This window comes from Paenibacillus terrisolis (assembly GCF_056171975.1).
Window position 1 is genome coordinate 150561 of the sequence record NZ_JBKFGG010000017.1, and the last position, 23042, is coordinate 173602.

23 protein-coding genes, 1 tRNA gene and 1 riboswitch are annotated in these 23042 nt (G+C 47.6%); of the genes, 14 read left to right on the top strand and 10 right to left on the bottom strand.

What is annotated here, in order from left to right:
• Positions 1-51: 51 nt before the first annotated feature.
• Together ACI48K_RS16240 and ACI48K_RS16245 are read right to left on the bottom strand one after the other, a co-directional pair.
• Positions 52-1347: a bifunctional DedA family/phosphatase PAP2 family protein gene (locus ACI48K_RS16240; RefSeq protein WP_475028661.1), complete on the bottom strand. Its 1296-nt coding sequence runs from the start codon at positions 1345-1347 to the stop codon at positions 52-54.
• A gap of 379 nt (positions 1348-1726) precedes the next feature.
• Complete coding sequence (locus ACI48K_RS16245; RefSeq protein WP_475028662.1) at positions 1727-2134, bottom strand: winged helix-turn-helix transcriptional regulator; 408 nt, start codon at positions 2132-2134, stop codon at positions 1727-1729.
• Positions 2135-2284: 150 nt separating this feature from the next.
• Between ACI48K_RS16245 and ACI48K_RS16250 the strand changes: the two genes are divergently transcribed.
• Positions 2285-2689, top strand: coding sequence for a cupin domain-containing protein (locus ACI48K_RS16250; protein ID WP_475028663.1), 405 nt, complete (start codon positions 2285-2287; stop codon positions 2687-2689).
• 171 nt (positions 2690-2860) lie between these two features.
• Here the strand turns inward: ACI48K_RS16250 and gap are convergent, their stop codons facing one another.
• Positions 2861-3874 carry a type I glyceraldehyde-3-phosphate dehydrogenase gene (gene gap, locus ACI48K_RS16255; protein ID WP_475028664.1) on the bottom strand — a complete coding sequence of 338 codons (1014 nt, stop codon included), beginning with the start codon at positions 3872-3874 and terminating at the stop codon, positions 2861-2863.
• 39 nt (positions 3875-3913) lie between these two features.
• The gene (locus tag ACI48K_RS16260) at positions 3914-5392 is read right to left on the bottom strand and encodes an MFS transporter (RefSeq protein ID WP_475028665.1); all 1479 of its coding nucleotides are present in this window, start codon (positions 5390-5392) and stop codon (positions 3914-3916) included.
• Positions 5393-5572: 180 nt separating this feature from the next.
• On the opposite strand from ACI48K_RS16260, the gene ACI48K_RS16265 reads away from it, so the two are divergent.
• The 6 genes from ACI48K_RS16265 to ACI48K_RS16290 all read left to right on the top strand — a co-directional run bounded on the left by ACI48K_RS16265 (position 5573) and on the right by ACI48K_RS16290 (position 9775).
• On the top strand, positions 5573-6484 hold the full coding sequence (locus tag ACI48K_RS16265; protein ID WP_475028666.1) for a LysR family transcriptional regulator: 912 nt from the start codon (positions 5573-5575) through the stop codon (positions 6482-6484).
• Positions 6485-6634: 150 nt separating this feature from the next.
• On the top strand, positions 6635-6808 hold the full coding sequence (locus ACI48K_RS16270; RefSeq protein WP_475028691.1) for a winged helix-turn-helix transcriptional regulator: 174 nt from the start codon (positions 6635-6637) through the stop codon (positions 6806-6808).
• 21 nt (positions 6809-6829) lie between these two features.
• Positions 6830-7315, top strand: coding sequence for a GNAT family N-acetyltransferase (locus ACI48K_RS16275; RefSeq protein WP_475028667.1), 486 nt, complete (start codon positions 6830-6832; stop codon positions 7313-7315).
• 173 nt (positions 7316-7488) lie between these two features.
• Positions 7489-8391 (top strand): RNA polymerase sigma factor SigJ, encoded by a 903-nt coding sequence (gene sigJ / locus ACI48K_RS16280; RefSeq protein WP_475028668.1) that lies wholly within the window; start codon positions 7489-7491, stop codon positions 8389-8391.
• Positions 8392-8476: 85 nt separating this feature from the next.
• Positions 8477-9118: an FMN-dependent NADH-azoreductase gene (locus ACI48K_RS16285; RefSeq protein ID WP_475028669.1), complete on the top strand. Its 642-nt coding sequence runs from the start codon at positions 8477-8479 to the stop codon at positions 9116-9118.
• 18 nt (positions 9119-9136) lie between these two features.
• Positions 9137-9775, top strand: a complete 639-nt coding sequence (locus ACI48K_RS16290) for an HD domain-containing protein (RefSeq protein ID WP_475028670.1) — start codon at positions 9137-9139, stop codon at positions 9773-9775.
• 109 nt (positions 9776-9884) lie between these two features.
• On the opposite strand, the gene ACI48K_RS16295 is transcribed toward ACI48K_RS16290, so the two are convergent.
• Positions 9885-9957, bottom strand: a tRNA-Thr gene (locus tag ACI48K_RS16295).
• A gap of 122 nt (positions 9958-10079) precedes the next feature.
• Entirely contained in the window at positions 10080-10379 is a 300-nt protein-coding gene (locus ACI48K_RS16300) for an MTH1187 family thiamine-binding protein (protein ID WP_475028671.1), read from the bottom strand.
• 251 nt (positions 10380-10630) lie between these two features.
• Positions 10631-10873: riboswitch (cobalamin riboswitch) on the top strand.
• Positions 10874-11052: 179 nt separating this feature from the next.
• On the opposite strand from ACI48K_RS16300, the gene ACI48K_RS16305 reads away from it, so the two are divergent.
• From ACI48K_RS16305 to ACI48K_RS16320, 4 genes are all read left to right on the top strand, one after another.
• Positions 11053-13029, top strand: coding sequence for an anaerobic ribonucleoside triphosphate reductase (locus ACI48K_RS16305; protein WP_475028672.1), 1977 nt, complete (start codon positions 11053-11055; stop codon positions 13027-13029).
• Entirely contained in the window at positions 13026-13544 is a 519-nt protein-coding gene (nrdG, locus tag ACI48K_RS16310) for an anaerobic ribonucleoside-triphosphate reductase activating protein (protein ID WP_475028673.1), read from the top strand. The genes ACI48K_RS16305 and nrdG overlap by 4 nt, the downstream gene beginning before the upstream one ends.
• A 196-nt stretch (positions 13545-13740) precedes the next feature.
• Positions 13741-16074: a ribonucleoside-diphosphate reductase subunit alpha gene (locus ACI48K_RS16315; protein WP_475028674.1), complete on the top strand. Its 2334-nt coding sequence runs from the start codon at positions 13741-13743 to the stop codon at positions 16072-16074.
• Positions 16075-16776: 702 nt separating this feature from the next.
• Positions 16777-17808, top strand: a complete 1032-nt coding sequence (locus ACI48K_RS16320; RefSeq protein ID WP_475028675.1) for a ribonucleotide-diphosphate reductase subunit beta — start codon at positions 16777-16779, stop codon at positions 17806-17808.
• Positions 17809-17872: 64 nt separating this feature from the next.
• Here ACI48K_RS16320 and ACI48K_RS16325 read toward each other — a convergent pair whose 3' ends face one another.
• Entirely contained in the window at positions 17873-18661 is a 789-nt protein-coding gene (locus ACI48K_RS16325) for a methyltransferase domain-containing protein (protein WP_475028676.1), read from the bottom strand.
• Positions 18662-18828: 167 nt separating this feature from the next.
• Here ACI48K_RS16325 and ACI48K_RS16330 point away from each other — a divergent pair, with 167 nt between their 5' ends.
• Positions 18829-20076: a GGDEF domain-containing protein gene (locus tag ACI48K_RS16330; protein WP_475028677.1), complete on the top strand. Its 1248-nt coding sequence runs from the start codon at positions 18829-18831 to the stop codon at positions 20074-20076.
• A 137-nt stretch (positions 20077-20213) separates the two neighbouring features.
• Positions 20214-20783, top strand: a complete 570-nt coding sequence (locus ACI48K_RS16335) for an acetate uptake transporter (RefSeq protein ID WP_475028678.1) — start codon at positions 20214-20216, stop codon at positions 20781-20783.
• A 131-nt stretch (positions 20784-20914) separates the two neighbouring features.
• On the opposite strand, the gene ACI48K_RS16340 is transcribed toward ACI48K_RS16335, so the two are convergent.
• Positions 20915-21370 (bottom strand): zf-HC2 domain-containing protein, encoded by a 456-nt coding sequence (locus ACI48K_RS16340; protein ID WP_475028679.1) that lies wholly within the window; start codon positions 21368-21370, stop codon positions 20915-20917.
• Complete coding sequence (locus tag ACI48K_RS16345) at positions 21367-21855, bottom strand: RNA polymerase sigma factor (protein ID WP_475028680.1); 489 nt, start codon at positions 21853-21855, stop codon at positions 21367-21369. The genes ACI48K_RS16340 and ACI48K_RS16345 overlap by 4 nt, the downstream gene beginning before the upstream one ends.
• Positions 21856-21951: 96 nt before the next feature.
• Here ACI48K_RS16345 and ACI48K_RS16350 point away from each other — a divergent pair, with 96 nt between their 5' ends.
• On the top strand, positions 21952-22203 hold the full coding sequence (locus tag ACI48K_RS16350; RefSeq protein ID WP_475028681.1) for a hypothetical protein: 252 nt from the start codon (positions 21952-21954) through the stop codon (positions 22201-22203).
• Positions 22204-22223: 20 nt separating this feature from the next.
• On the opposite strand, the gene ACI48K_RS16355 is transcribed toward ACI48K_RS16350, so the two are convergent.
• The gene (locus ACI48K_RS16355; protein WP_475028682.1) at positions 22224-22988 is read right to left on the bottom strand and encodes an AAA family ATPase; all 765 of its coding nucleotides are present in this window, start codon (positions 22986-22988) and stop codon (positions 22224-22226) included.
• Positions 22989-23042 lie beyond the last annotated feature (54 nt).

Below are 23042 nucleotides of genomic sequence, written 5' to 3' on the forward strand. Positions count from 1 at the left end.
TTGAATAAAGAATTAACACTTTAGGATTATCAACCAACACAATCTACCTCCTTACGCCTGAATGGTTCCACTGGTTCGAAGCTTCCTCAGAACCTCAAGCAGGATGACGTTTAAACTGATCCAAACACCGCCGAAGACATAACCGGCGACCACATCGCTGGGGAATTGCACTTTGAAATAAATCCGGCTCACTCCAACCAGAAGGCACACCAAAACGGCTGCCGCAATCGTTGATATCCGGATCCAACTATTGCTGTAATGTCTCAAAATCAAAAACGCGGAGAATCCGCAAACGATGAACGAAGTCAAAGTTTCCTCACTAGGAAAGGTGTTAAGGAATTGAATTCCTGTGGAAACCGGCCCCGGTCGATGGAAAAGCAGCCTCAAGCCTTCATCCAGTCCCTCCCCGCCAATAACGACCCAAAACAAGAAAGAGATCTCCAGCAGCTTCTCGTGAGCATATATGACGATCCAAATCGCGGTAATAGATAACAAAGGCCCATAAAGGTAGAAAGAGCCCAATTGGGAAAATCGCATCATGGGATGATGCCACTGCGGCCCAAATATAGAAAGCACGATGTACGAGGCAACCTCGTCGAATTGGTCAAATTCATGCGCCAGGAAATCCTGAATCAATCCGAGCATCAAAGATACGAAGATCACAAAAGCGGTAAACGAAAACAGCACCAGGAATCTGAGCTTGCCAAACGATTTAAAATGGCGCACGCCTTTGGCAAGAAGATCCCAAAGAAAGACAAGCAGGCGCTGTCTATACTTTTTAAAAACGTATATCATCAGGATCAACAAGGCGGATGCAAGCCCAAAGATCAACATATAACGGTTCACCGCCCGGTGATAAACCTCCCATTTGGGTCCCAGAACTCTGCCGAGCAAAATGAACACGGTGACCCAAAAAACACCTCCCGAATAGCCATATTTCGCATATTTAGGAAAGGGCATACGGCTTATGCCGCTGAAGTATCCCGCTATATGTCTGACCCCAGGTATAAAATAAGCGAAAAACAACAGCTTGTTCCCGAATTTATCAAACCAAGTGTTCATTTTAGCAAGCTGATTTTCTCCCAAATGCACGCGATGTCCATACTTCTGAACAAATGGCTGGCCAAGCCGGTAGCCGATCCAGTAAGAGAGCGTTATGCCCGCCGTCACCCCGGCGCTTGCGAAAAGGAGGCTAAGCGGCAAACTCATCTTTCCTTCAAAAACGAGCAGCCCCGTATAGCTCATCATCATTTCCCCGGGAAGAGGCAAAGCGAGCATTTCAAGGAATAGAGCTATAAATATAATTCCGTATCCGTATTGCTCAAGCCACGCAGTTAATGTATCCATGAAATCTCTCCTCTTCCATGTAGTCTTTGCTTATAATTACACAACTACTCTGCTTCCATTACAGGGCGTAAACCTGCTTCCGCCCCCTCCTGGTCCATATAAAGAAAAGACTTCAAGGCAGACGCTTTTGTTCATTTAAGCTGAAAACTTTTTTTAAGCGTGAAGAACACCAACGAAAGGATACCCATGTTTCAAATTCCTATTGAAGCTATACAAACAAACCGTCTAATTCGCGATGAATAAAACAACAAAAAAACAGTCTCGGTTCGGGAAAAGATCCCGGTCGAGGCTGTTTTTGATTTCAGGAACGGAGAAAAACGCGACTCCCGACCCCCTCGGAAGTCGCGCTTTATCTGTCTTTAAGCGTCATGCCATTGAATCAAGGTGTAATATCGTCAAAATTTTGCTGAAGGCGCTGCTCCAGCTCATTAAGTTTCTGAATGGTCGAGTTGCTCGTATCGCTATTGGGGTTGTATTTATGGCCCCAGCGAATAATGTCAATGAGGGTCGGAAGCAGTTCAAGGGCCTTTTGTGTTGGTTTGTACATCGTTTGTGCGCGGTTTGTTTCGCCTTCTATCTTGATGAGCAGGCCTGCTTCAACGAGGGATTGGAGCCGTGCACTCAAAATATTGGTTGCGATCCGCTCATCTGAAGCAAGAAACTCACGATAATGCCGCTTGTTATGGATTAAAACGTCGCGAAGTATGACTAGGCTCCATGGATCACCGAAAATATCAAGTGAATATACGACAGGACAATCAGAGGAAGTTCGCTTTTTCATGAGCATGATTATACTCTCCGTACGTGCAACTTGCAAGTGGCGATCAAAGTGGCGATTATAGATAACGCCTGTACTTGCATTTCGCAAGTACAGGCGTTATACTAAGATTGTTGGTCAGTAATTAGTGATAAACTACATTTGAAAGGATGTATACAAATGAACGGAAGTAATTTCAGCGTTGTGGAAGCAGGTTCTTTTAGCAGTCTGTCGAATGACCATAACGGTAAGTTTTTTCTGAAGGACAAGCTCGGACTAACCGGTATGGAGGCTTCACTGAACCATATTCCGGAGGGAGGAACTTTCCCGTTTCACGCACATCGAGAAAATGAGGAGTTATACGTCTTCATTGGCGGCCAAGGACAGTTCCAGGTGGATGGACAAATTTTTGATGTCAAGGAAGGTACGACGGTTCGCGTTGCCCCTGAAGGCGAACGCACCATTCGCAATAACGGTACTGGCGATTTGTATTTCGTTGTAGTTCAAGTACAGGCAGGTAGTCTCCGCCAATGGTGGAGAACGGATGCCGTCCTAGTCGATAAACCAGTGACGTGGCAGGAATAAGATTGTAAGGACAACCCTAAGATTTAGATTAAAATGAACGTAGACGCTAGGTCGATAAACCACCTTCTTGAAAGAAGGTGGTTTATTTGATTTGGGTCTGCTCTTCTTCCTATTGAGTAGAAAAAGATCCGGTCGTCTGGGACCGGATCCACGATGGATTATTCAATTCAATTAAACCAATTCAGCAAAGTATTTGATTGTTCTAACCATCTGGCTGGTAAATGAATTCTCATTGTCATACCAGGAAACAACCTTAACTAAGGACTTGCCGTTTTCCATGTCCAAGATCTTTGTCTGAGTTGCATCGAATAAGGAGCCGTAAGTAATACCGATGATATCGGAAGATACGATCTCATCCTCTGTATAACCGAAGGAAGCAGAACCTGCTGCTTTCATAGCTGCATTCACTTCATCCTTGGTGACCTTACCGTTAACGACTGCTGCTAATTCAGTTAAAGAACCTGTAGGAACAGGAACTCTCTGTGCAGCGCCATCCAGCTTGCCGCTTAACTCAGGAATAACAAGACCGATGGCTTTAGCAGCCCCTGTGGAGTTAGGAACAATATTAACAGCTGCAGCACGTGATCTTCTTAAGTCACCTTTGCTGTGAGGACCGTCTAATGTCATCTGAGCGGTAGTGTAAGCATGAATGGTAGTCATGAAACCTTTTTCGATCGGAACTAAATTATTTAATGTATATGCCATAGGAGCTAAGCAGTTTGTTGTACAAGAAGCTGCGGAAATAATTGTATCACTGGCTTTTAATGTTTTCTCGTTTACGCTGAATACAATGGTAGGAAGATCGTTACCAGCCGGAGCAGAGATAACAACTTTCTTTGCTCCTGCATCAATATGTGCCTGTGATTTCGCTTTGGATGCAAAGAAGCCTGTGCACTCAAGTACTACGTCAACGCCAAGCTTACCCCAAGGCAAAGCAGCAGGATTCTTCTCTGCATAAATCTGGATTTCATGACCATCAACTACGATTGAATCCTCCTTTGCTTCTACCGTATCAGCTTTTGCATATCTACCCTGTGTGGAATCGTATTTTAATAAGTAAGCTAACATTTTAGCATCTGTTAAGTCGTTGATTGCTACGATCTCATAACCTTCTGCTCCGAACATCTGTCTGAATGCAAGCCGGCCGATACGTCCAAAACCATTAATTGCTACTTTTACTGCCATGATTAATCTCTCCTAATGTTCAAATTTTTAGTTGAATAATTACTCTACTTCTAAACTAGGCACATCAATACGTTCTTCTGATTTCGATTTCGATTTTGCATGTAAAATAAGAAATAATCCAAGTATTAAAGCAATCCCAAAGGAAATATTAAAAATTCTAAATGTAAAGCCTAACGATTCAATCAATCTGTCTTTGATTTGCAGGTTGGTCGAATCTCCAATTCCTACTATGGCTTTAGTGATAACTGCAGCCGGTATGCTGGCTTCCAAAAACAAAATGACCAAGGTTTGACTTACTGCTTTTGAAATATTTTGAACAGTAAAGAACATACCTGACGCAGAACCGGCTTGTGATTTTGGCGCTGCCGATAGCGCAATTTTAGACAATGATGGATAAGCTGCACTAGCTGCTACCGAAATTATGAGTAACGGTATTACTACTCCAGGCAGAGAGAGAGATGTTTTGATATTCGCTCCAAGTATAAATAGACCAATAATAGCGAGTGAAACACTAAACACGAATGTACGTAAGGCTCCAAAATGATCTGCAAGCTTACCCCCTAACGCTCCCAAAATAAGATGAGGTACTGACAGAGAAATCATGATGAGAGCAGCTTTTATAGGTGTTAGTTGAAGGGCACTCTGCAAATATACACTTAACAATAGCGGCAATGAAAAATAAGCAACGCAATATCCTAAATTAATGAATAAACCCACGATAAAGTTTTTATTTGTGAGTAGGCTAAAGTTCAATAAGGGCTCTTTTGCGTGTAGCTCAATCGCTATAAATATGATCCACATTACAATTGAGGCTATAAATAAGGCGATTGTTGATATAGATGTCCATCCCCATGTTTGACCTTCCGAGAGTAAAACCATTACTCCTACCAGTCCAAGAGCAAAGGTCACTATTCCCGCCCAGTCTGTGCTTGCTTTGATATGATTCGAGTTTTTTTCCATCACTATAAAAGCGCCAATTGCACATAATATCAAAAATGGCAAAGTGACAAAGAAAAGCGATCTCCAGCCAAATTGACTGATCAAAACTCCACCAACTACAGGTCCGGCGACGGCTCCAATGATAAACGAGGTAGCATTAATACCTAAAGCCAGACCGAGCTGCTTACTTGGAAATGCCCTTATAATAGAAGGGGTTCCAGATGCGGAAGCTAGTGCTGCACCTGCTCCTTGGATTACCCTGTAAATGATCAACGAGATTCCAGAGTTTGATATTCCGCATAAAATTGTGCTAATCGTGAAAATGGTAATACCTAAAATGAAAATAGGCTTTGTGCCTATTGTATCTGCCCATTTTCCGGCAGGTAATATTAATACGGTGTTTGCAATTATATAGGCTGTGATAACTAGCAGCCCAGAAGTCATTGTAAGGCTAAGACCCCGCATGATCTGAGGTAACCCAATAATTACAATAGAAGCATCAAGGTTACTGATAAATGTAGCTAATGTAGCCACAAGCAGAATGCTCCATTTGTGTGGGTGTGAATGTGAACTCTCCATGTAAATTCTCCTTTTCGCAGAATGATGTAGGCCTCGAAGCGTATATTCATTAATTTGCCCGGCTCAAATTAATTCCTTCTACGGAGTTTAATTTACAGGAAAATATATATCATGTAAAATGATTGTATGTGAATCGTTAATTCATATATAATGATATTATGTTGTAAGGGGGGAAGACTTATGGAAATGAATGAATTGAGAATTTTTAGAACCGTTGCTCGAACAGGCAGTATTACAAAGGCGGCTCAAGACCTGGGGTATGTCCAATCTAATGTAACGGCGAGAATTCAACAGTTAGAAACAGAGCTTAAAACTCAGTTATTCTATAGACAACGCGGGATGGTATTAACTCCAACAGGCGAAAAATTGCTTTCTTATGCTGAAAAAGTGATTCATCTAATGGAGGAAGCGACAAAGGCACTCGATGATTCTGTAGAACCAACCGGGAGCCTCGCCATCGGAGCTATCCATACCATGTCTTCCGGAAAACTTCCTAAGGTATTAGCTCAATATCATAAGTCTTATCCAAAGGTTGATTTGTCTCTCCTAACAAGTCAATCAGATGAGCTGATCTACAAGGTAAAGCATTTTCAATTAGATGGCGCATTTGTAAATTCAGGAACATTGATCGATGAGAATATTGCCATAGAACTTGCTAACGATGAAAAGTTAGCGATTATTTCCAGCCCAGAGTTTGACAGTATCAAGGAACTGTATTCTAAACCTTTTTTATTAAACAGCGAAGGATGCCTTTACAGAAACCAGCTTGAAAGCTGGCTTAAATCAGAGGGCGTTGGCAATATACGATATATGGAATTCAATACTCTAGGTTCAATCGTAGAGGGAGTCAAAGCGGGTCTTGGTGCGTCTTGTGTTCCTGAGTCTTACATTAAAGAACATGAAAAAAGCGGTCTCATAAAATCATTTCCGGTACCAGAGAAATATTGTATAGCAAGAACCTACTTTATTAGACGTAAGGATTCCTTGTTGACCAGTGCAGTAGCTGAATTCATCGAGACTATGAAATTAAACACTAATTTTAGAGCCACCCAAAACATGAACCACTTAGCTTCCAGGGAAAATGCTGTCTAAATCACCTCTAAAGCGGAAAAATAGTTTGTACATTCTACACACAAAAACGCGGCTTCCGAAAACCTTGGAAGCCGCGTTTTGTTTAAGATATTTAGATTGCTTTTGGTTAGGGGAACTTTTCACTGCAGTTTATATAAGCCATTTAACTTTTTGCTGAAAGAGCTGGAAGAAAGTAATATCATTCATAGGGAACAATATAATCAAATTCCCCCGAAAGTGGAGTATTCCTTGACCGAAAAAGGCAAAACACTAATTCCAATCCTTAATCTTATGTCTCAATGGGGAGAGCTAAACAAAGCTGATGAATCTACCGATAGATCCTGATTCTATGGAGGTTAATAGGATATGAGCATAAAATTCAATAAAGTGAGTGACTTTAATCGCGGGAAGCTCTATGAATTATTGATAGATGCTTATTCATTTGATTATAGATTCGTAAAGAGCTGTAATTCTGATTGGCGAGCTTTTGATAACTTTTTCTTTGACAATTTGGAAATAGCAGATAAATATGGGTTTGTCACGACTCTACATGACGAAGCCATCGGGTTTGTCTCATGGGATCCAAGAAATATGCCAGAGTATGCGGAAATTGGTCATAATTGTATTGCTTCAAAACATAAAGGCCATCGTTATGGCAAAATACAACTTCAAGAAGCGGTCGATAGAATCATGCAAAATGACGTAAGAAAAATCATGGTATCTACGAACGATGCCTTAATTCCTGCTCAACGGATGTACGAAAGTATTGGGTTTAAAGCTCATCAAAAAAGCAAGAACCAGAATTTTACGGATTTCGCCGGCGATATGATAAATTATGTGTTGATCCGTTGAAAGTTTTTCTTGAGCTTCAAATCCCGCAACACCTAGAAAGCGACAGGATTCATGGAATCAAATAATCATGGTAAAATTGGGAATCTTATATTGAATCATGTTATTCTCAGTCGTGCGATACTAATCGCTTTAAACAAGAGCTTCTAAACCTTGAACGATTGGAGCTAGACGAAATGTTTGATTATCAAGCCCTTTATGACCAATATCGCACGTTGCTTTTCTCTATCGCCTACAGGATGCTCGGATCGTCTCAGGACGCCGAAGATATCGTTCAGGACGTGTTTGTAGCATTACAACAGCAGAATACTGGTGAAGTCACTAATATAAAAGCTTATCTTTGTAAACTTGTCACCAATCGCTGCCTGAACGAGCTCAAATCATCGCGCAAGGCAAAAACCACTTATATCGGCCCGTGGCTGCCTGAGCCGATCGTAACTGCGGCAGAAGGTAATCCCGAGGAGGCGTTTGGCCTAAAGGATGACATCGCCTACGCCTATCTGGTCGTGATGCAGCGACTGACGCCGATGGAAAGAGCCGTCTTTGTACTGAGGGAAACACTCGACTTTACTTTCGAGGAAATTGGAGAATGGATCGGTAAAACTGAGGTTAACTGTCGACAGTTGTTTAGTCGAGGAAAGCGCAAGCTGGGCACTAAGATAAGCGACGCGGGGGTACCGATTTCGCCATTAAAACCTGAATTGCAGGCACTTAGCGCATCGTTCAGCGCGGCTTTTCGCGCTGGAGATATCACAGCCATTGTTGAATTACTGAGTGAAGACGCCATCTTGCTTACAGACGGCGGCGGCAAAGTAAGAGCTGCCATTAACCCGATTTTTGGCCGGGATCGCGTACAGGCTTTGCTGACCTATTCCATTTCTAACTATCTCCGGGAGGGGACTTTTAAGAAGGTGGTCGTTAACGGCCATGACAGTTTTATGGTGATGTTTGACGGCAAGCCTTTCGCCGTTTACTCCCTTGCTTTTAATCCTGACGGTTCAGCTATTTCTCGTGTATATGTCATGATGAATCCGGACAAACTTCAAGGCGCTGTCCGTTTGTTCGAAGGGCAATCCTAAATTTTTATTGATCTTTGTCACAAATATGTTCCTTCAGTTGTCTTCTTTGATGTACAAACTAAAAACAAAGTGGAGGAATCATCCAATGAGCAAACTGCTAGTCATTAATGCACACCCGGAAGTGGATTCTACTTCTTCATTCAGTCTAAATGTTTTAAATTACTTTTTGAAAATCTATAAAGAGCGTCATTCTAATGACGAGGTCATTGAACACATTAACTTATACAATGACGTTATACCCATGGTGGACCAAACGGTTTTAACCGCCTGGGAAAAACAAAAAAATGGAGAAGAATTAACGAGCGAAGAGCTAAAAATAACCGGGCATATGAACAAGATATTGCAACAGTTCAAAAGCGCGCGCAAATATGTAATTGCATACCCATTGCATAACTTTAACATCTCGTCGAAATTAAAAGATTATATGGATAATATTATGATTGCAAGGGAAACATTCAAGTACACCGAAACCGGATCGGTTGGTCTTCTTAAGGATGGACGCAGTATGATTGTAATCCAAGGAAGCGGGGCAATTTATACCAATAATGACTGGTATACCGAAGTCGAATACTCCCATAAGTACTTGAAGTCGATGTTTCATTTTCTTGGTATTGAAGATTATGAAATACTTCGGGTTCAAGGAACCTCTATATTAGATAAAAATGAAGTCTTGCAGAAAGCATATAAAGAAGCCGAAGAAGCAGCCTCAAATTTTGCAATAAAATGACAAAGGGGAAAGTTGTCGATGACGAATTTAATCGTTGATATAAAGATTCCGGATAGTAAACTAGCTCTTGAAGCAGCTGAATTATTGCGTGAGCATGGTGACGACCTTCTGTGGAACCACTCGAACCGTGTATTTCTGTTCGCAGCTTTAAGGGGTAAGCTGAATCAAATGAAATACGATTCCGAATTGCTGTATATCAGTTCGCTGTTCCACGACATCGGCCTTACTCCCGCATTCCGAAGCACGGACAAACGCTTTGAGGTCGACGGGGCTAATGCTGCCCGCGATTTTCTTAAAAGTCGCGGTATTCCGGAAGATTCCATTCGGCTTGTATGGGATGCGGTTGCCCTGCATACAACCATCGGAATCGTCGAATATAAGGAAACCGAAGTGGCGCTTATGAATTTTGGCGTCGGTTATGATGTCGTTGGAAAGAACTTTGATCTCATCTCAGCAGAAGCGCGGCAGCAAATCGTCGAGGCTTTTCCTCGCAACCGGTTCAAACACGACATCTTACATGCCTTCTTGGAAGGCTTCAAGCATAAACCGGAAACGACATACGGCACGATTAACGCCGACGTGTGCGAAATGCTTCTTCCGGGATATAAGCGACCTAACTTTTGCCATCATGTCCTTCATTCCAAATGGGAAGAGTAATTTTCGTCAAATGAACCAGGGTTAGAAGGATGTTAGAAGTTTAAACTTACTGCACAAAAAAACGCGCCTTCCGAAAACCTCGGAAGGCGCGTTTTGCTTGCTTTTAGGATGCTGGTGAAGGGATTCGAACCCCCGACCTACGCATTACGAATGCGTTGCTCTACCAGCTGAGCTACACCAGCACATCTGTTTTTAGCGTGAAACAAAATTTATTATACCGCTTTTGAAAAATAAAGCAAGCGTAAATTTCCGGAATGCGGACGCTCTCCATCCCTTTTTCACGCCGCTTCGGCGGCGGGGGAGCCTAAAGCTTCTCCCGCACCGAGCGCAGCTTCTGCTCCGAAGAGCCGGCTTTGTCGCGGCGGTCGTCGATTTTGATCGACGTGGACACCCGCTGGGCGCCGGACTGGAACGGCGCTTCGTGAATCGCCCGTATGGCGGCAAACACGTCGTCCAGTGCCCCTTCGATGATGGTGCCCATCGAGGTCAGCGTGCAAACTACTCCCTCCTGCTGCTCCAAAACCCGCTGCAAATCCGCAACATAAGCGCTAAGGCTGGTGCTCCCCGTTCCGATCGGAATCACCGTCACTTCTGCAATGGCCATCTTAATCCCCTCTTTTCATGGTTTGTCACTTCTAAGATTACTAGATATTGGGTCAAACCCTTCATCCCTTTATTATAAACCATTTAATCTCCACTGGAAAAAATCCCATCATCGCCCATAAAAAGTTCACAAACTCCCGTGTCCCTCACGGGACTAGCGATTGGGGGATCAGCCCTCTTTTATCAGCAATCGATTCTATAAATCCACCGTTTACAAACACAACATATTGAGTTAATCTTAGAACATGACAACCAAATATAGTATAAATAGGTGATTCGGAAGACCTAGTCCTCCGGACCTTAAAAGGGAAGTGCGGTGCAATTCCGCTGCGGTCCCGCCACTGTAAACGGTAGCTTTGGTGACGCTCTCAACTGGGAGAAGCCAATAGCGGTTCGCCGACATTCATGCCACTGTATATTGTGATAGGGCAAATACGGGAAGGCGCCGGCGGATATACCGTAAGCCAGGAGACCTGCCTATTTGACGACACCGCTGTATATGATCCTGCGAGGAACAGGAGAGGTGTCCGCTTGCTGCTTATACATAAGTTTCACGATATAACGTGAATGTTTTAAGTTCCATTGTAGCGCATTCGGGCATTTTCAGCCTTGTCGGGTTGGAGATGCTTTTTATATGCAGTCAATGCTTAGTTTTTGGGGAGGAGAACTTTGTTATGGCATTGTTGAACCAAGTATATACTGACCAAGATGAAATGCTGGATGAAGTCATTCAATTAGGCGAGGAGATCGTTCACAGCCGTAATCTCGAGGTTTTGCGGGAAAACGCCAATTTGAACGGTGAGAGCTTCTCCGGCAAAATGAGCAAATTCGGCAGCGAATATGCCAAATGGTATGCGAATCATTTTGTCATGCCGAAACGGGTGGTTCAGGCGATCCGCGACAACATTCTCTATGTCCATGATCTTGATCAATATGCGATCGGCACGACCAACTGCATTTTTATCCCTTTCGAGAAATTGCTGCGGGAAGGCTTTAACACTGGCAACGGCAGCGTGCGTCCGCCCACCTCGATCATGACGGCGATGGCGCTCGTCGCAATTATTTTTCAATCCCAGCAGAACTCCCAATACGGAGGAGTATCCGCCAACAAGCTGGATTTCGACCTGGCTCCTTATGTGGGCAAGTCGTTCCGCAAGTATTTCCTGAAAGGTCTGGAGTATTTTGAGGAAGGAGAATCCGCTGGAGATTACGGAGACATTGCGATGAGCCGCGGCGACCTCCGGGAGCGTTTCCCGAAAACGTTCAAATACGCTTTAAAAGAAACCGAAAGCGAAACCATGCAGGCCTCGGAAAGCCTCATTCACAATCTGAACACGATGTCGAGCCGGGCCGGCGGGCAAATTCCGTTCACCAGCATCAACTACGGAACCTGCACTTCGCCGGAAGGACAATTAGTCATCAGCTCCCTGCTGAACGCGACGATGCGCGGACTTGGCAGCGGAGAAACGCCGATTTTCCCGATTCAAATCTTTAAATGCAAACAGGGTACCAACCAAAATCCGGGCGAACCCAACTATCCGCTATTCCTGAAAGCGGCGGAATGTTCGGCCAAACGGCTGTATCCGAACTTCGCCAATCTGGACGCGCCGCTGAATCTGCAGTATTACGATCCGGCCGATCCGGATACGGAGTTCGCCACAATGGGCTGCCGCACCCGGGTGCTGGCCGACCGGTTTGGCCGCAATCATTTATCCGGCAAAGGCAATCTGTCGTTCAACACGTTGAATCTGGTCAAACTAGGACTGGAACACGGCATTGCGCTGGGACGCCGAAAGAAAGCCGATGAACGCGGCTTCTACCACGAGCTTGAGCATTATATGGATATTGCTCTCGAAGGACTGCTCCACCGCTTTGAAATCCAATCTTCCCAAAAAGCCAAAGCCTCCGATTTCATGATGCGCGAGGGCGTATGGGAAGGCGGCGAATATCTCGCTCCTGACGAGCCGGTTCGGGATCTTCTGAAACATGGCAGCTTGTCCATCGGATTCATCGGGCTGGCGGAATGCATGAAGGCGATGTACGGCAAACATCATGCCGAAGACGAAACGGTATACGAAAAAGCCTTGGAGCTGATCTCTTTCATGCGCGCTTATTGCGATCGCCAAAGCGAACGCTGCAATTTGAACATTACGCTTTTCGCCACACCGGCGGAAGGCTTGTCCGGGAAATTTACCAAACGCGACAAGGTCACCTACGGTACCGTACCGGAAGTGGTCGACCGCGAATACTATACCAATTCTTTTCACGTTCCGGTGTATTACGACATCAGCGCGGCGAGAAAAATCGAGCTGGAAGCGAAGTTCCACGATCTGTGCAACGCCGGGGCGATCTCGTATATTGAACTCAACGGCAATGCCCGGAGCAACCCTGCGGCATTCCTGAAAATCGTTCAATACGCTCTTAAACAGCAAGTCAGCTATTTCAGCATCAACCACCCGATTGACCGCTGCTCCGCTTGCGGATATGAAGGCATCATCGGGGCGAATTGCCCTTCTTGCGGCAAAAGCGAAAACGAGGTTCATATCCGCCGTCTCCGCCGGGTAACCGGGTATCTGACCGGGGATTTCCAAACCCGCTTCAACGCGGCCAAGCAAGCGGAAGTCCGCGACCGGGTTAAACATGACGCATGAATATTTGCGGCTATTATCCCGAAACGATCAATGAAGGCGAAGGCCTCAGGGCCGCTATTTTCATCAGCGGCTGCCGGCATTACTGCAAGGGCTGCTTCAGCCCGGAGACATGGAATTTCAATCACGGCGACCTATTTACCCCGGAGCGGGAAGCCGAAATCATTCGTGATATTAAAAATAATCCCCTGCTGAGCGGACTTACGATTCTCGGCGGGGACCCCTTCTTCTCGGCTGCCGAGGTCTGCACGTTCATCGACCGGCTGGTAGCCGAGACGGGGCCGATATCCATTTGGATCTACAGCGGATATACCTATGAAGAACTGGTTGCCCGTCCGGACTCCCCGGAATACGAGCTGCTCCGCCGCTGCGAAGTGCTTGTGGACGGTCGTTTCATACTAGAGAAACGCGACCCCTCCCTGCGCTATCGCGGCAGCTCCAACCAGCGGCTGATAGACATACAATCCAGCCTTAGAGCAGATACATCGATTCTGTGGGAGCCGGCTTTTTCATTCTAGATTTCCGGTTTCAATTCTGCCGGATTCTAGTATAATTAATATCCTGTAATATTTATCACACTAATTTATTCAGCGAGGCGTGTGCTTATTTAAGCACCCCTTTTTTTCACCCCTTATCTACAATTTGAGAATTAAATTTTTGTGACAATGTTGTGACATTTCGCACAACCCCACTCCAGGAAAGCGAGGAATTATCATGCCAACACTTGTGACCAAACCAAACAACCGCCAACTAGCCTTCGATCTTGAGCGCCTCGGCGTTTACGCCGACCGCATTCTGGAGGGTTTAAATAAGCTTGATAAAGAGCGCCTTCTGCGCGGCGTAAGCGGCAAGCTGCGGCGCGACGCAGTGACGGGCGACGAAATCAGCAGCGCCTTCACAATGTCCGCTCTGGAGCTTGTAACGAAGGAAGAACCGGATTGGAAATTCGCCGCCGCCCGCTCCCTGCTCACCTCCTTATACAAAAAAGCGGCCGTAAACCGCCGTTACAAAGCTTACCCCGAAGAACCCTACGGTTCGTTTTACCATCTGATCTCCGATCTGGTGAAGCTGGGCATTTACCGGGAAGAGCTGCTTGAAGCCTACACGAAAGAGCAAATCGAAGAGCTGGGCCGGACGTTAGATCCTTCCTGCGACTTGCTGTTCGATTACATCGGGCTTTTGACTTTGGCCGAGCGTTATCTCGCGACCGATTTTGACGGCCGGACGATGGAGCTGCCGCAGGAGCGTTACATGGTTATCGCCATGTACCTGATGCACAAGGAACCGGAAGACAGACGGCTAGAGCTCGTTAAGGAAGCGTACTGGGCGATGAGCAACATCTACATGACCGCCGCGACGCCAACGATGTCCAATGCCGGTAAAAAGGTCGCCGGACAGCTCTCCAGCTGCTTCATCGACACGGTGGACGATTCGCTTGAGGGAATCTTCGATTCCAACACCGATGTGGCGCGATTGAGCAAAATGGGCGGCGGCATCGGCGTCTACCTCGGCAAAGTCCGCGCCCGCGGTTCGGATATCCGCGGCCACAAAAACACCAGTTCCGGCGTCATCCCCTGGATTCGCCAACTGAACAATACCGCCGTCAGCGTCGATCAGCTCGGCACGCGCAAAGGCGCAATCGCCGTTTACCTGGACGTTTTTCATAAAGATATTCTCGCCTTCCTCGACCTGAAGCTGAACAACGGCGACGAACGGATGCGCGCCCATGACGTGTTCCACGGCGTATGTCTTCCGGACTTGTTCATGGAGGCGGTCGACACACGCGGCGAATGGAACCTGTTCTGTCCGCACGAAGTGAAGAAAACGATGGGCTGGAAAGACGAAAACGGCCGCGCGCTGGGGCTGGAGGATTTTTACGACGAAGAATTCGGCAAGGGCAACTTCCGCGAGAAATATCAGGAGGCGGTGAACCACCCAACTCTGTCCCGCATCACGATGCCGGCAATTGACATCATGAAACGGATCATGAAATCGCAGCTAGAGACGGGTACGCCTTATATGTTTTACCGCGACACAGTTAACCGGGCCAACCCAAACCGGGCGAATGGCATGGTTTACTCGTCCAACCTGTGCACCGAAATCATGCAAAACCAGTCCCCGACCGTTGTTGAACAAGAAGAACTGGTGACTAAGGACGGACAGACCCGGATCGTCGTTTCCAAAATCCCCGGCGACTTCGTCGTCTGCAATTTGAACTCGATCCACCTGGCCCGCGCTGTGCCGGCCGGCGTCCTGGAGCGGCTGGTGCCGATCCAGACTCGGATGCTCGACAACGTGATCGACATCAATAATATCGAAGTGCTGCAAGCGCAGTACACCAACAGCCAATACCGGGCCATCGGGCTGGGCACCTTTGGGCTGCACCATCTGCTGGCGCTGGAAGGCATCCGCTGGGAATCGGAAGAAGCCGTCGCTTATAACGATGCTTTGTATGAAAAAATCAATTACCTGCTTGTCCGTTCCAGCATGGAGCTGGCCAAGGAAAAAGGCCGCTATCCGAAGTTTGCCGGCTCCGATTGGGAAACCGGTCATTACTTTGAGCTTCGCGGCTATACCGACGGCTCCCGCGAAGGCAAGTTCGTAACCGCGGAACAGTGGCGAGAACTGCAAAAGGAAGTCGCCAAAAACGGCGTCCGCAACGCTTGGATGTTCGCGATCGCGCCAAACGGTTCGACCTCGATTATCGCCGGCTCCACCGCCAGCATCGATCCGCTGTATGAGCTTCTCTCCTATGAAGAGAAAACAACGTACAAAATCGCCAACCCGGCGCCGGATCTGTCCGAAAAAACGATCTGGTACTATAAGACGGCCTTCCTGATCGATCAGCACTGGTCGATCGACATGGCGGGCGCCCGCCAGCGCCACGTGGACCAGGGACAAAGCTTCAACCTGTACGTGCGGCCGGACATCAAGGCCACGGAATTCCTGTCCCTGCACCTGCATGCCTGGAAAGCCGGTTTGAAATCGACGTATTACGTCCGCAGCCGGGCATTGACGATTGAGGAGTGCGAGTCGTGCGCATCATGATTTTCTCAACCCTCCCAAACCCTCCCTTACCGTAAGGGAGGGCTCCAAGGGCCTGCTGCCCTCTGGACTCCCGCAAACTGCGGGAACGTTGGAGTGACAGAAGCGCTCCTGCCGCTGTCCCCTGCGGGGATGCGCTTGGGCTGTGTGCTGAGAACGCTTTTCCCCCTTCGGGTACGTCTTACTTTGGAGCACCCGGGTGACCTGGTAAACCGTGCTGCTCATCACTACTGCTTACGGCGCACCCGGGTCAGATAGGCGGATCAAGCCGCTTGTCGCCCTGACGGGCACGCTCTGCTTCAGCGCTCCTGCGAGGGCGAAAGCTGCCACTATGCTGGGATATCAGAGTTACTTACAATCAACTAGGCGCTGTCCCTTCGGGAATCGCTTACTGTTGGTGCAAAGATTAGTTAGTTAAAAAGCGAATGAGCAGTAACTGCGTTTCAGTGTATTTACGTGCCAGGAGGCGCTGTCCCCTTCGGGGATGCGCTCAGTACTTGCTAATACTAAAAAGAATGCGGGTCGGGCAAAAGGGTGAAATGATTCCGAAGAAGTGAAGCGTTCGCCTTTGTTCGCGGATTTCTACAACTTCTGAACCTGGTTAATCAGAGAAATCCGCGAACAACAGCGATCGTAGGAAACATTTCACACGGCTGCCCTCAAAAACGCATTCTATCCCCACCCATCTAAGGAGCTGTGATATCCATGAAGCTACAAACGATTTTCAACACGGAAGCGCCGAACAAATCGACTCGGATTATCGGCGGTGAAAATTCCGGCATCCTCAACTGGAACGACATCCGCATGCCGCATATGTACAAGCTCTACAAAGTGCTGCTGCTTAACCACTGGATCGCTGACGAGATCCCGATGGCGAAGGATGCGCAGCAGTTCCGGCTGCTGGATGCGGAAGAGCAGCGCACGTTCAAGATCAACATCTCGCTGCTTGCGGTGCTGGACTCGATGCAGACGATGTTCGTCGGCGACGTGAAGCGTTACTTCACCGACTCGTCGCTGGAGGCGATTTCGGCGATCATCGGGCAGCAGGAAGTGGTGCACAACCAGTCGTATTCGTACGTGCTTTCCTCGATCGTTTCGGAGCAGGAGCAAAAGGACATTTTCGAGTACTGGAAGCATGATCCGGTACTGCTTGACCGCAACACGTTCATCTCGGACATTTATCAAAGCTTCCGCAACGAAGCGACGCCGCAATCGTTTTTCGAGGCGTTGGTCGCGGACCTGATTCTCGAGGGGATTTTCTTCTACAGCACGTTCGCCTTCTTCTACAACTTGGCGCGCGATCAGAAAATGATGGGCACGAGCCAAATGATCTCTTATATTCAACGGGACGAGAACCAGCACTGCTATTTCTTCGCCGAAGTGTTCAAGCAGCTGCTGGTTGATTATCCGGAGCTAAACACGGAGGAAAACATCGACTACGCCTACCGCACGATCAACCGTGCCGTGGAGCTGGAAACGAACTGGGCGCATTATACGTTAAAAGAAGTCCGGGGCATCGATCTCGGCGAGTTGTCCGACTACATCAAATACATCGCCAACAAACGCCTGACCCTGATGGGTCTGGAAAAAGCCTACGAAGGCGTCGACATTAACTGCATGCCTTGGATCAAGCCGTTTTCCGACGAAGCGCTCAACGCGACAAAAACCGATTTCTTCGAAGCCAAATCCCGCAACTACGGCAAGGTTGGCGACGACAACGGTTTTGATGATTTGTAATCCGCGAAACAACAAAGGATCGGCCCATTTCCGGGAACCGATCCTTTGTTGTGTTCTTAATGAATTATTTTTCTTTTTTCCGCGCCAAAAATAAAGTGCATAGGAAGCTCAGCGTGATCGTTCCGCCATTATTAGAGAAAATTGGCTCCAATTCTTCGATCAACTGACTTTGCTCCCGCTCCGATAAAGCGAGAAAGCCGTTTCCCGTCTTCAGGAAGCCGATAAACTGCTCCATGCTGTACATCTGCTTCCACGGGAAACGGTGGACGGCGGGTTCGTCGAAATAACCGCTGCCTGCGATTTCGGCGGCAATGCCTTGAATTCGTCGTTCGATTTCGTCTTTGCTTTGAAAAGGGACCACTTGGTGCTCGCTGCATACCGTTATGTACCGCTGATCCGCCGCATCGCTTTCGTTCGAGTACATATTCCAGAACAAGGCGAGGCGGCGGCCGGACTTCAGCGCGTTTGCGCTTTTTTCATAGCCGATGGGCTTCGGTACCCAGTGAAAGGCTTGTGCCGAAAACGCCAAGTCAAAACAGGCAAGGGGCTCTTTCCAATCCTCAAACCGCGCAACCACGAACTCTACCTTTCGATCCCCGTATTTTTTCATGCCGAGTTCAGCCAGCTTGGGACCGGGTTCAATGCATACCAAATCGTATCCTCGTCGCAAAAAAAACTCCGATGCCTTTCCGCTGCCGGCGCCGATCTCAAGAATTTTCGACTCCGGTGTGAGTCCGGCCGCCCGCTCGATCAAGTCCACTAATTCCACAGGATAACCGGGCCGGTAAATATCGTAATAATCCGCAGCCTCGTTGAAACGCTTGCTCTCCTCTTCCCAATTGACGATTCTCATCACAAGGTCACCTCGAACGGTTTTATCTTTAATACGCCGCTAGGCCATGCGGGTTTCAAAGACTAAATTTTCAATTAGACCTAGTCGCAGCTCTTTTTTGTGATAAATTAGGAATAAAGCCTTTCCGCCATAGAGACCAAGGCTCAACAGATAGGAGTCATACGCATATGAAATTATGGGGAGTGCCGTTCCGGGCAACACCTGAAGAACAGGCCTTGCTTCGCGTCAGCATGTTCAAAGAAAATATCCGCAGAGGCAAGCTGTTTTCCATAGTGGTGATCGGATTGGAGCTATTATTGGCGGCGGCAAGTATAACCACCTCGCAAACGAATGTAAACAATCAGTTCCATTTCGGTTTCTATTTCGTTATGTATATTGCGATGGTTTTTTTGAATGCGGGATTTCTGGGTTTCGTGAAATTTTATGAAAGCAGGAAAGAAAAGGCCGCCCCGCAAATCAAAAAATACGAAGCGATATTTATAGGTTATATGGTTTTGTTTATGCTATGGGGAACGGTCATCGCTCTGGCCGACCAGCACCTTTACGGCGAGCTGATGGCCTTCGTCATCAATATTACAAGCGCCTCCGTGATGTTCTACTTTTCCGGCAGACAGCTGCTGATCCCCTACGGCATCTCTTCGATTACTCTTCTGATTGCCTTGCCTTTTTTTCAGCCCTCAACCAACGTGCTGATTGGCGATTATCTCAATCTTTCCATTTTCCTCTTTTTTCTGTGGATTGCTTCAAGAATTCTCTATAAGACCTATTTAAGCAATTTCCACGGTAAAGTTCTGCTCAAACAATCCAATGAGCTGCTGGAACAGGAGATATTGGAAAACAGAGTAACCCACTTTCAGTTGGAGCAGGCGAACAAGGAATTGAAGCGTCTCGCCCAAATCGATGAGCTTACCGGCATTCCCAACCGACGGGCATTCTACCAATATGCCGCCCAAATGGTCGAAGAGATGCCCCGGAGCACGGAGACTGCCCTGTTGATGATCGATATTGACTTTTTCAAGGAGTTTAACGACGAGTACGGACATGCCGCCGGAGACCGTATTATTCGTAAAATCGGACGGTTTTTGCACGAAACGGTGGGGAGCAAAACGGAATTGGTCGCCAGAATCGGCGGTGAGGAATTTGTATATATCGCATTTGGGGCCGGCCTTAATGAAGCCAGGACATTGGCCGAGTCCATCCGCAGCGGTGTCGAATCGCTAAAAATCCCGCATATTCGCTCCTCTGCCGGGAGTTGCGTAACGATAAGTCTCGGAATAACAACCGGGATGGCAGAAAAGCAGAAGGATATTGAATGTCTGATGAAAAAAGCCGATGACGCGTTATATTCAGCCAAATCGCGGGGACGGAACCGCGTTGAGGAAAAAGAAAAAGTCATTAGCGGCGTCTCTTCCTAGCGCTTTCTTTTTTGCGGGCTTTCATATGTAAAAAATGATCGATTCCTGTTGACATGCACTTCTTTATCAAGCATTATTTAGAAATGTCGGCCTTGCAGGCGATAAAAAATAACACACATAATAACGAGGTGCTATTCGTGGGAAACAACGTAAAGATTGCAGATCCGGGACCACTCGGACTTGCAGGGTTTGGCATTACAACATGCCTGCTCAGCTTGATTAACGCAGGAGTTCTTACTTCGGGAGCTATGGGAGTGGTGCTCGGGCTGGCCATCGCTTATGGCGGCTTGGCGCAGCTGCTTGCCGGAATGTGGGAATTCCGCAAGGGCAATACTTTTGGGGCAACAGCTTTCACGTCCTATGGCGCTTTTTGGATTTCGTTTTACTTTATCATCAAAGCCGCGCCTACCGAAGGGGTTTCCTGGTACCTTCTATTCTTCGGCATTTTGACCTTCTTGCTGTGGATCGGCAGCTTTTTCACGAATCGCGCGCTTTTCCTGGTCTTCTTGACCTTAACGATCACCTTCTTTCTGCTTGCGATCGGTGACTTCGGGGTGGACGGATTTACGAAAATCGGAGGCTGGGTTGGCGAATTGACCGGTTTAATCGCCCTCTATACCTCTGCCGCCGTCGTGATCAACGATACCGCCGGGAGGAAGATTCTGCCGATTGGGGGCCCGGTAATAGCCCCGAACAAGAACAATTAAACTTTTTGCATCATACGGACAATCTTGCTGATTTGCAGCCGTTCCTTGGGGGAGCGGCTGCATTTTCTATATTCAGTCAAGCTGGAGCAAGTCCGGGTCATTGCAAAGTTTTCCGGCGCCCGTTTCCGTGATCAGAATAAGCCAAATCCGTATTTCAGCAGCAAATAAATGCCCAGCCCGCCGAATACGATTAAAGTCCCGATCGCCCTTCCGATAAAAAATCGGCTCATGTTCTTTTCACCTCGATTCTTCGAACGAAACAGCAAAACCCAAACGATGGCTATCATGACTATGGAGATAAACATCGGCACAATGCTTGGCGATATCCCTTGTTTGACGACAAGACCCAAGGCAGCGCCTATCATCAATAATGCCGACATCAGGATAAACAGCTTTTTCTTAATGGAATAAAGCACTTTCCGGTCATCTACTTCATGCTTCGGGGGCCTGAACTCTCTCTCAAACTCCGACCTGCAGCTTTCGCAGCTTTTCAAGTGCTCCTCGACCAGACTTTGGCTCTCCCCGCTGGCCACCCCATCCTTTACAAGAGGGATTAAATCCAAAATCACTTCGCAAGACGCTTTCACATCAGACCCTCCTTTTCTAAAGTCGATTTTAGCCATTTTTTCGTTCTGCAATCGATGACCCGCGCGGAATTCTCCGATAGTCCAAGCTGCGCGGAAATTTCGTAATAACTGATTCCGTTAATGCGCATATCGACAATGGTTTGCGTACGCTCGTCTTTTGTATGCAACAGCTCGCTGACGCGATCGGCGGTTTCCTTCGAGATCAGAGCGTCCAGTGGATGCTCTACCACATAGAGCCCGATAAGATCGCTGTATTCCACGTTCCTCTTCTCTTTCCGCAAGGACTGCAGCCATTGGTGACGGGCGATGCCAAGCAGCCAGGTTTTTATCGAGGACCTCCCCTGAAAATTCCCGATGGAGTATATCGCCTTTACAAAAGTTTCCGACAGCAGATCTTCCGAAAGGGTCGGATCTCTGGTCAGGCTCAGCAAATAAACGTAAATATCCTGCCGATATTCGAAGTACAGTTTTTCGATCCGCTTCACTCTGATCCCCCTTTCATAAATGAGTCGCATAAAGACTGATTTTATTACATCCGTTTGAGAAAAATATCGGTACCCGAATCGGAACAAATCCATGAAGTGAAGGACGTTTTGAACGGATACTTCGGCCTGGTCTGCTTCGCGCAGGGAAGCAGGGGCAGCGAGATGTCCGACTGGGAGGTGTGCCGGGAACGAAGCATGAAGGGCGGGCTTGGATTCACGGAGGAAAAAATCAAAACGCTCTTCAAAGACTTTGAAGCTGTAGGGTTCCGGCGGATGCACCAAAAGGAACAACCCGGACCGGTATTCGGCGAGTCGTTCCTGTGGACCGCTTTATTCCGTAAAAAGTAACACCGCCGAATGGAGGCCCCTCACTCTTCGTCCATCAGTTCCTTCAGCATCGCCTTGCGGTTGTTGACGAACTCTTTCATAATGACGAAGTGGTCGGTCTCCTCCAGCGTGGTTTCCCGAATGCCATCCGGCGTAAGCTGGTAAATCAGGCTATCGGGGTATGCCATGAGGATCGGCGAGTGGGTCGAAATGATGAATTGCGAATGCTTTCCGATCAGTTCATGCATCCGGGACAGCATCGCCATCTGGCGATACGGCGACAGCGCCGCCTCCGGCTCGTCCATGATGTACAACCCGCGCCCGCCGAAACGGTTCATGAAAGCGGCGAAAAAGGACTCCCCGTGGGACATCAAATGCAGCGATTTGCCGCCGTAGGAAGCGATGATGGGAGGACCGAAACTGGGCTGCGCATCCAAAGCGTCGATTTCCGTCGCCAGATTATAGTAGCTCTCCGCACGGAAGAAGAACCCGTCCCGAGGTTTGTTTACGCCTCGCACCGGCCGAAAATACCGATGAAGCTCCGAGTGAGTCGCGGCCGTCGAGAACGTAAAGTTCAGCGTCCCGCCTTCGGGATTAAAACCCAGCGCGACGGCCAACGCTTCCAGCAGCGTGGACTTGCCCATACCGTTCTCGCCGACGATATAGGTCACCTTCGGGTGAAAATCCAGCTTCTCCAACGTGGCGACGGCAGCCAGCGTAAATGGATATTCCTTAAAAGACGGGACTTGCTCCCGCTGCAAAATGACGCTCCGCAAGTATGCGTTCATGTTATCCGCAAAAAACATGGGCCTTCCCTCCAGAACATTTTCAGAATCTCGACTCACATTACTCTTAGGTTC

Coding starts and splice junctions, on each gene's coding strand:
- ACI48K_RS16240 (WP_475028661.1), bottom strand. CDS start 1,347: ATGGATACATTAACTGCGTGGCTTGAGCAATACGGATACGGAATTATA.
- ACI48K_RS16245 (WP_475028662.1), bottom strand. CDS start 2,134: ATGCTCATGAAAAAGCGAACTTCCTCTGATTGTCCTGTCGTATATTCA.
- ACI48K_RS16250 (WP_475028663.1), top strand. CDS start 2,285: ATGAACGGAAGTAATTTCAGCGTTGTGGAAGCAGGTTCTTTTAGCAGT.
- gap (WP_475028664.1), bottom strand. CDS start 3,874: ATGGCAGTAAAAGTAGCAATTAATGGTTTTGGACGTATCGGCCGGCTT.
- ACI48K_RS16260 (WP_475028665.1), bottom strand. CDS start 5,392: ATGGAGAGTTCACATTCACACCCACACAAATGGAGCATTCTGCTTGTG.
- ACI48K_RS16265 (WP_475028666.1), top strand. CDS start 5,573: ATGGAAATGAATGAATTGAGAATTTTTAGAACCGTTGCTCGAACAGGC.
- ACI48K_RS16275 (WP_475028667.1), top strand. CDS start 6,830: ATGAGCATAAAATTCAATAAAGTGAGTGACTTTAATCGCGGGAAGCTC.
- sigJ (WP_475028668.1), top strand. CDS start 7,489: ATGTTTGATTATCAAGCCCTTTATGACCAATATCGCACGTTGCTTTTC.
- ACI48K_RS16285 (WP_475028669.1), top strand. CDS start 8,477: ATGAGCAAACTGCTAGTCATTAATGCACACCCGGAAGTGGATTCTACT.
- ACI48K_RS16290 (WP_475028670.1), top strand. CDS start 9,137: ATGACGAATTTAATCGTTGATATAAAGATTCCGGATAGTAAACTAGCT.
- ACI48K_RS16300 (WP_475028671.1), bottom strand. CDS start 10,379: ATGGCCATTGCAGAAGTGACGGTGATTCCGATCGGAACGGGGAGCACC.
- ACI48K_RS16305 (WP_475028672.1), top strand. CDS start 11,053: ATGGCATTGTTGAACCAAGTATATACTGACCAAGATGAAATGCTGGAT.
- nrdG (WP_475028673.1), top strand. CDS start 13,026: ATGAATATTTGCGGCTATTATCCCGAAACGATCAATGAAGGCGAAGGC.
- ACI48K_RS16315 (WP_475028674.1), top strand. CDS start 13,741: ATGCCAACACTTGTGACCAAACCAAACAACCGCCAACTAGCCTTCGAT.
- ACI48K_RS16320 (WP_475028675.1), top strand. CDS start 16,777: ATGAAGCTACAAACGATTTTCAACACGGAAGCGCCGAACAAATCGACT.
- ACI48K_RS16325 (WP_475028676.1), bottom strand. CDS start 18,661: ATGAGAATCGTCAATTGGGAAGAGGAGAGCAAGCGTTTCAACGAGGCT.
- ACI48K_RS16330 (WP_475028677.1), top strand. CDS start 18,829: ATGAAATTATGGGGAGTGCCGTTCCGGGCAACACCTGAAGAACAGGCC.
- ACI48K_RS16355 (WP_475028682.1), bottom strand. CDS start 22,988: ATGTTTTTTGCGGATAACATGAACGCATACTTGCGGAGCGTCATTTTG.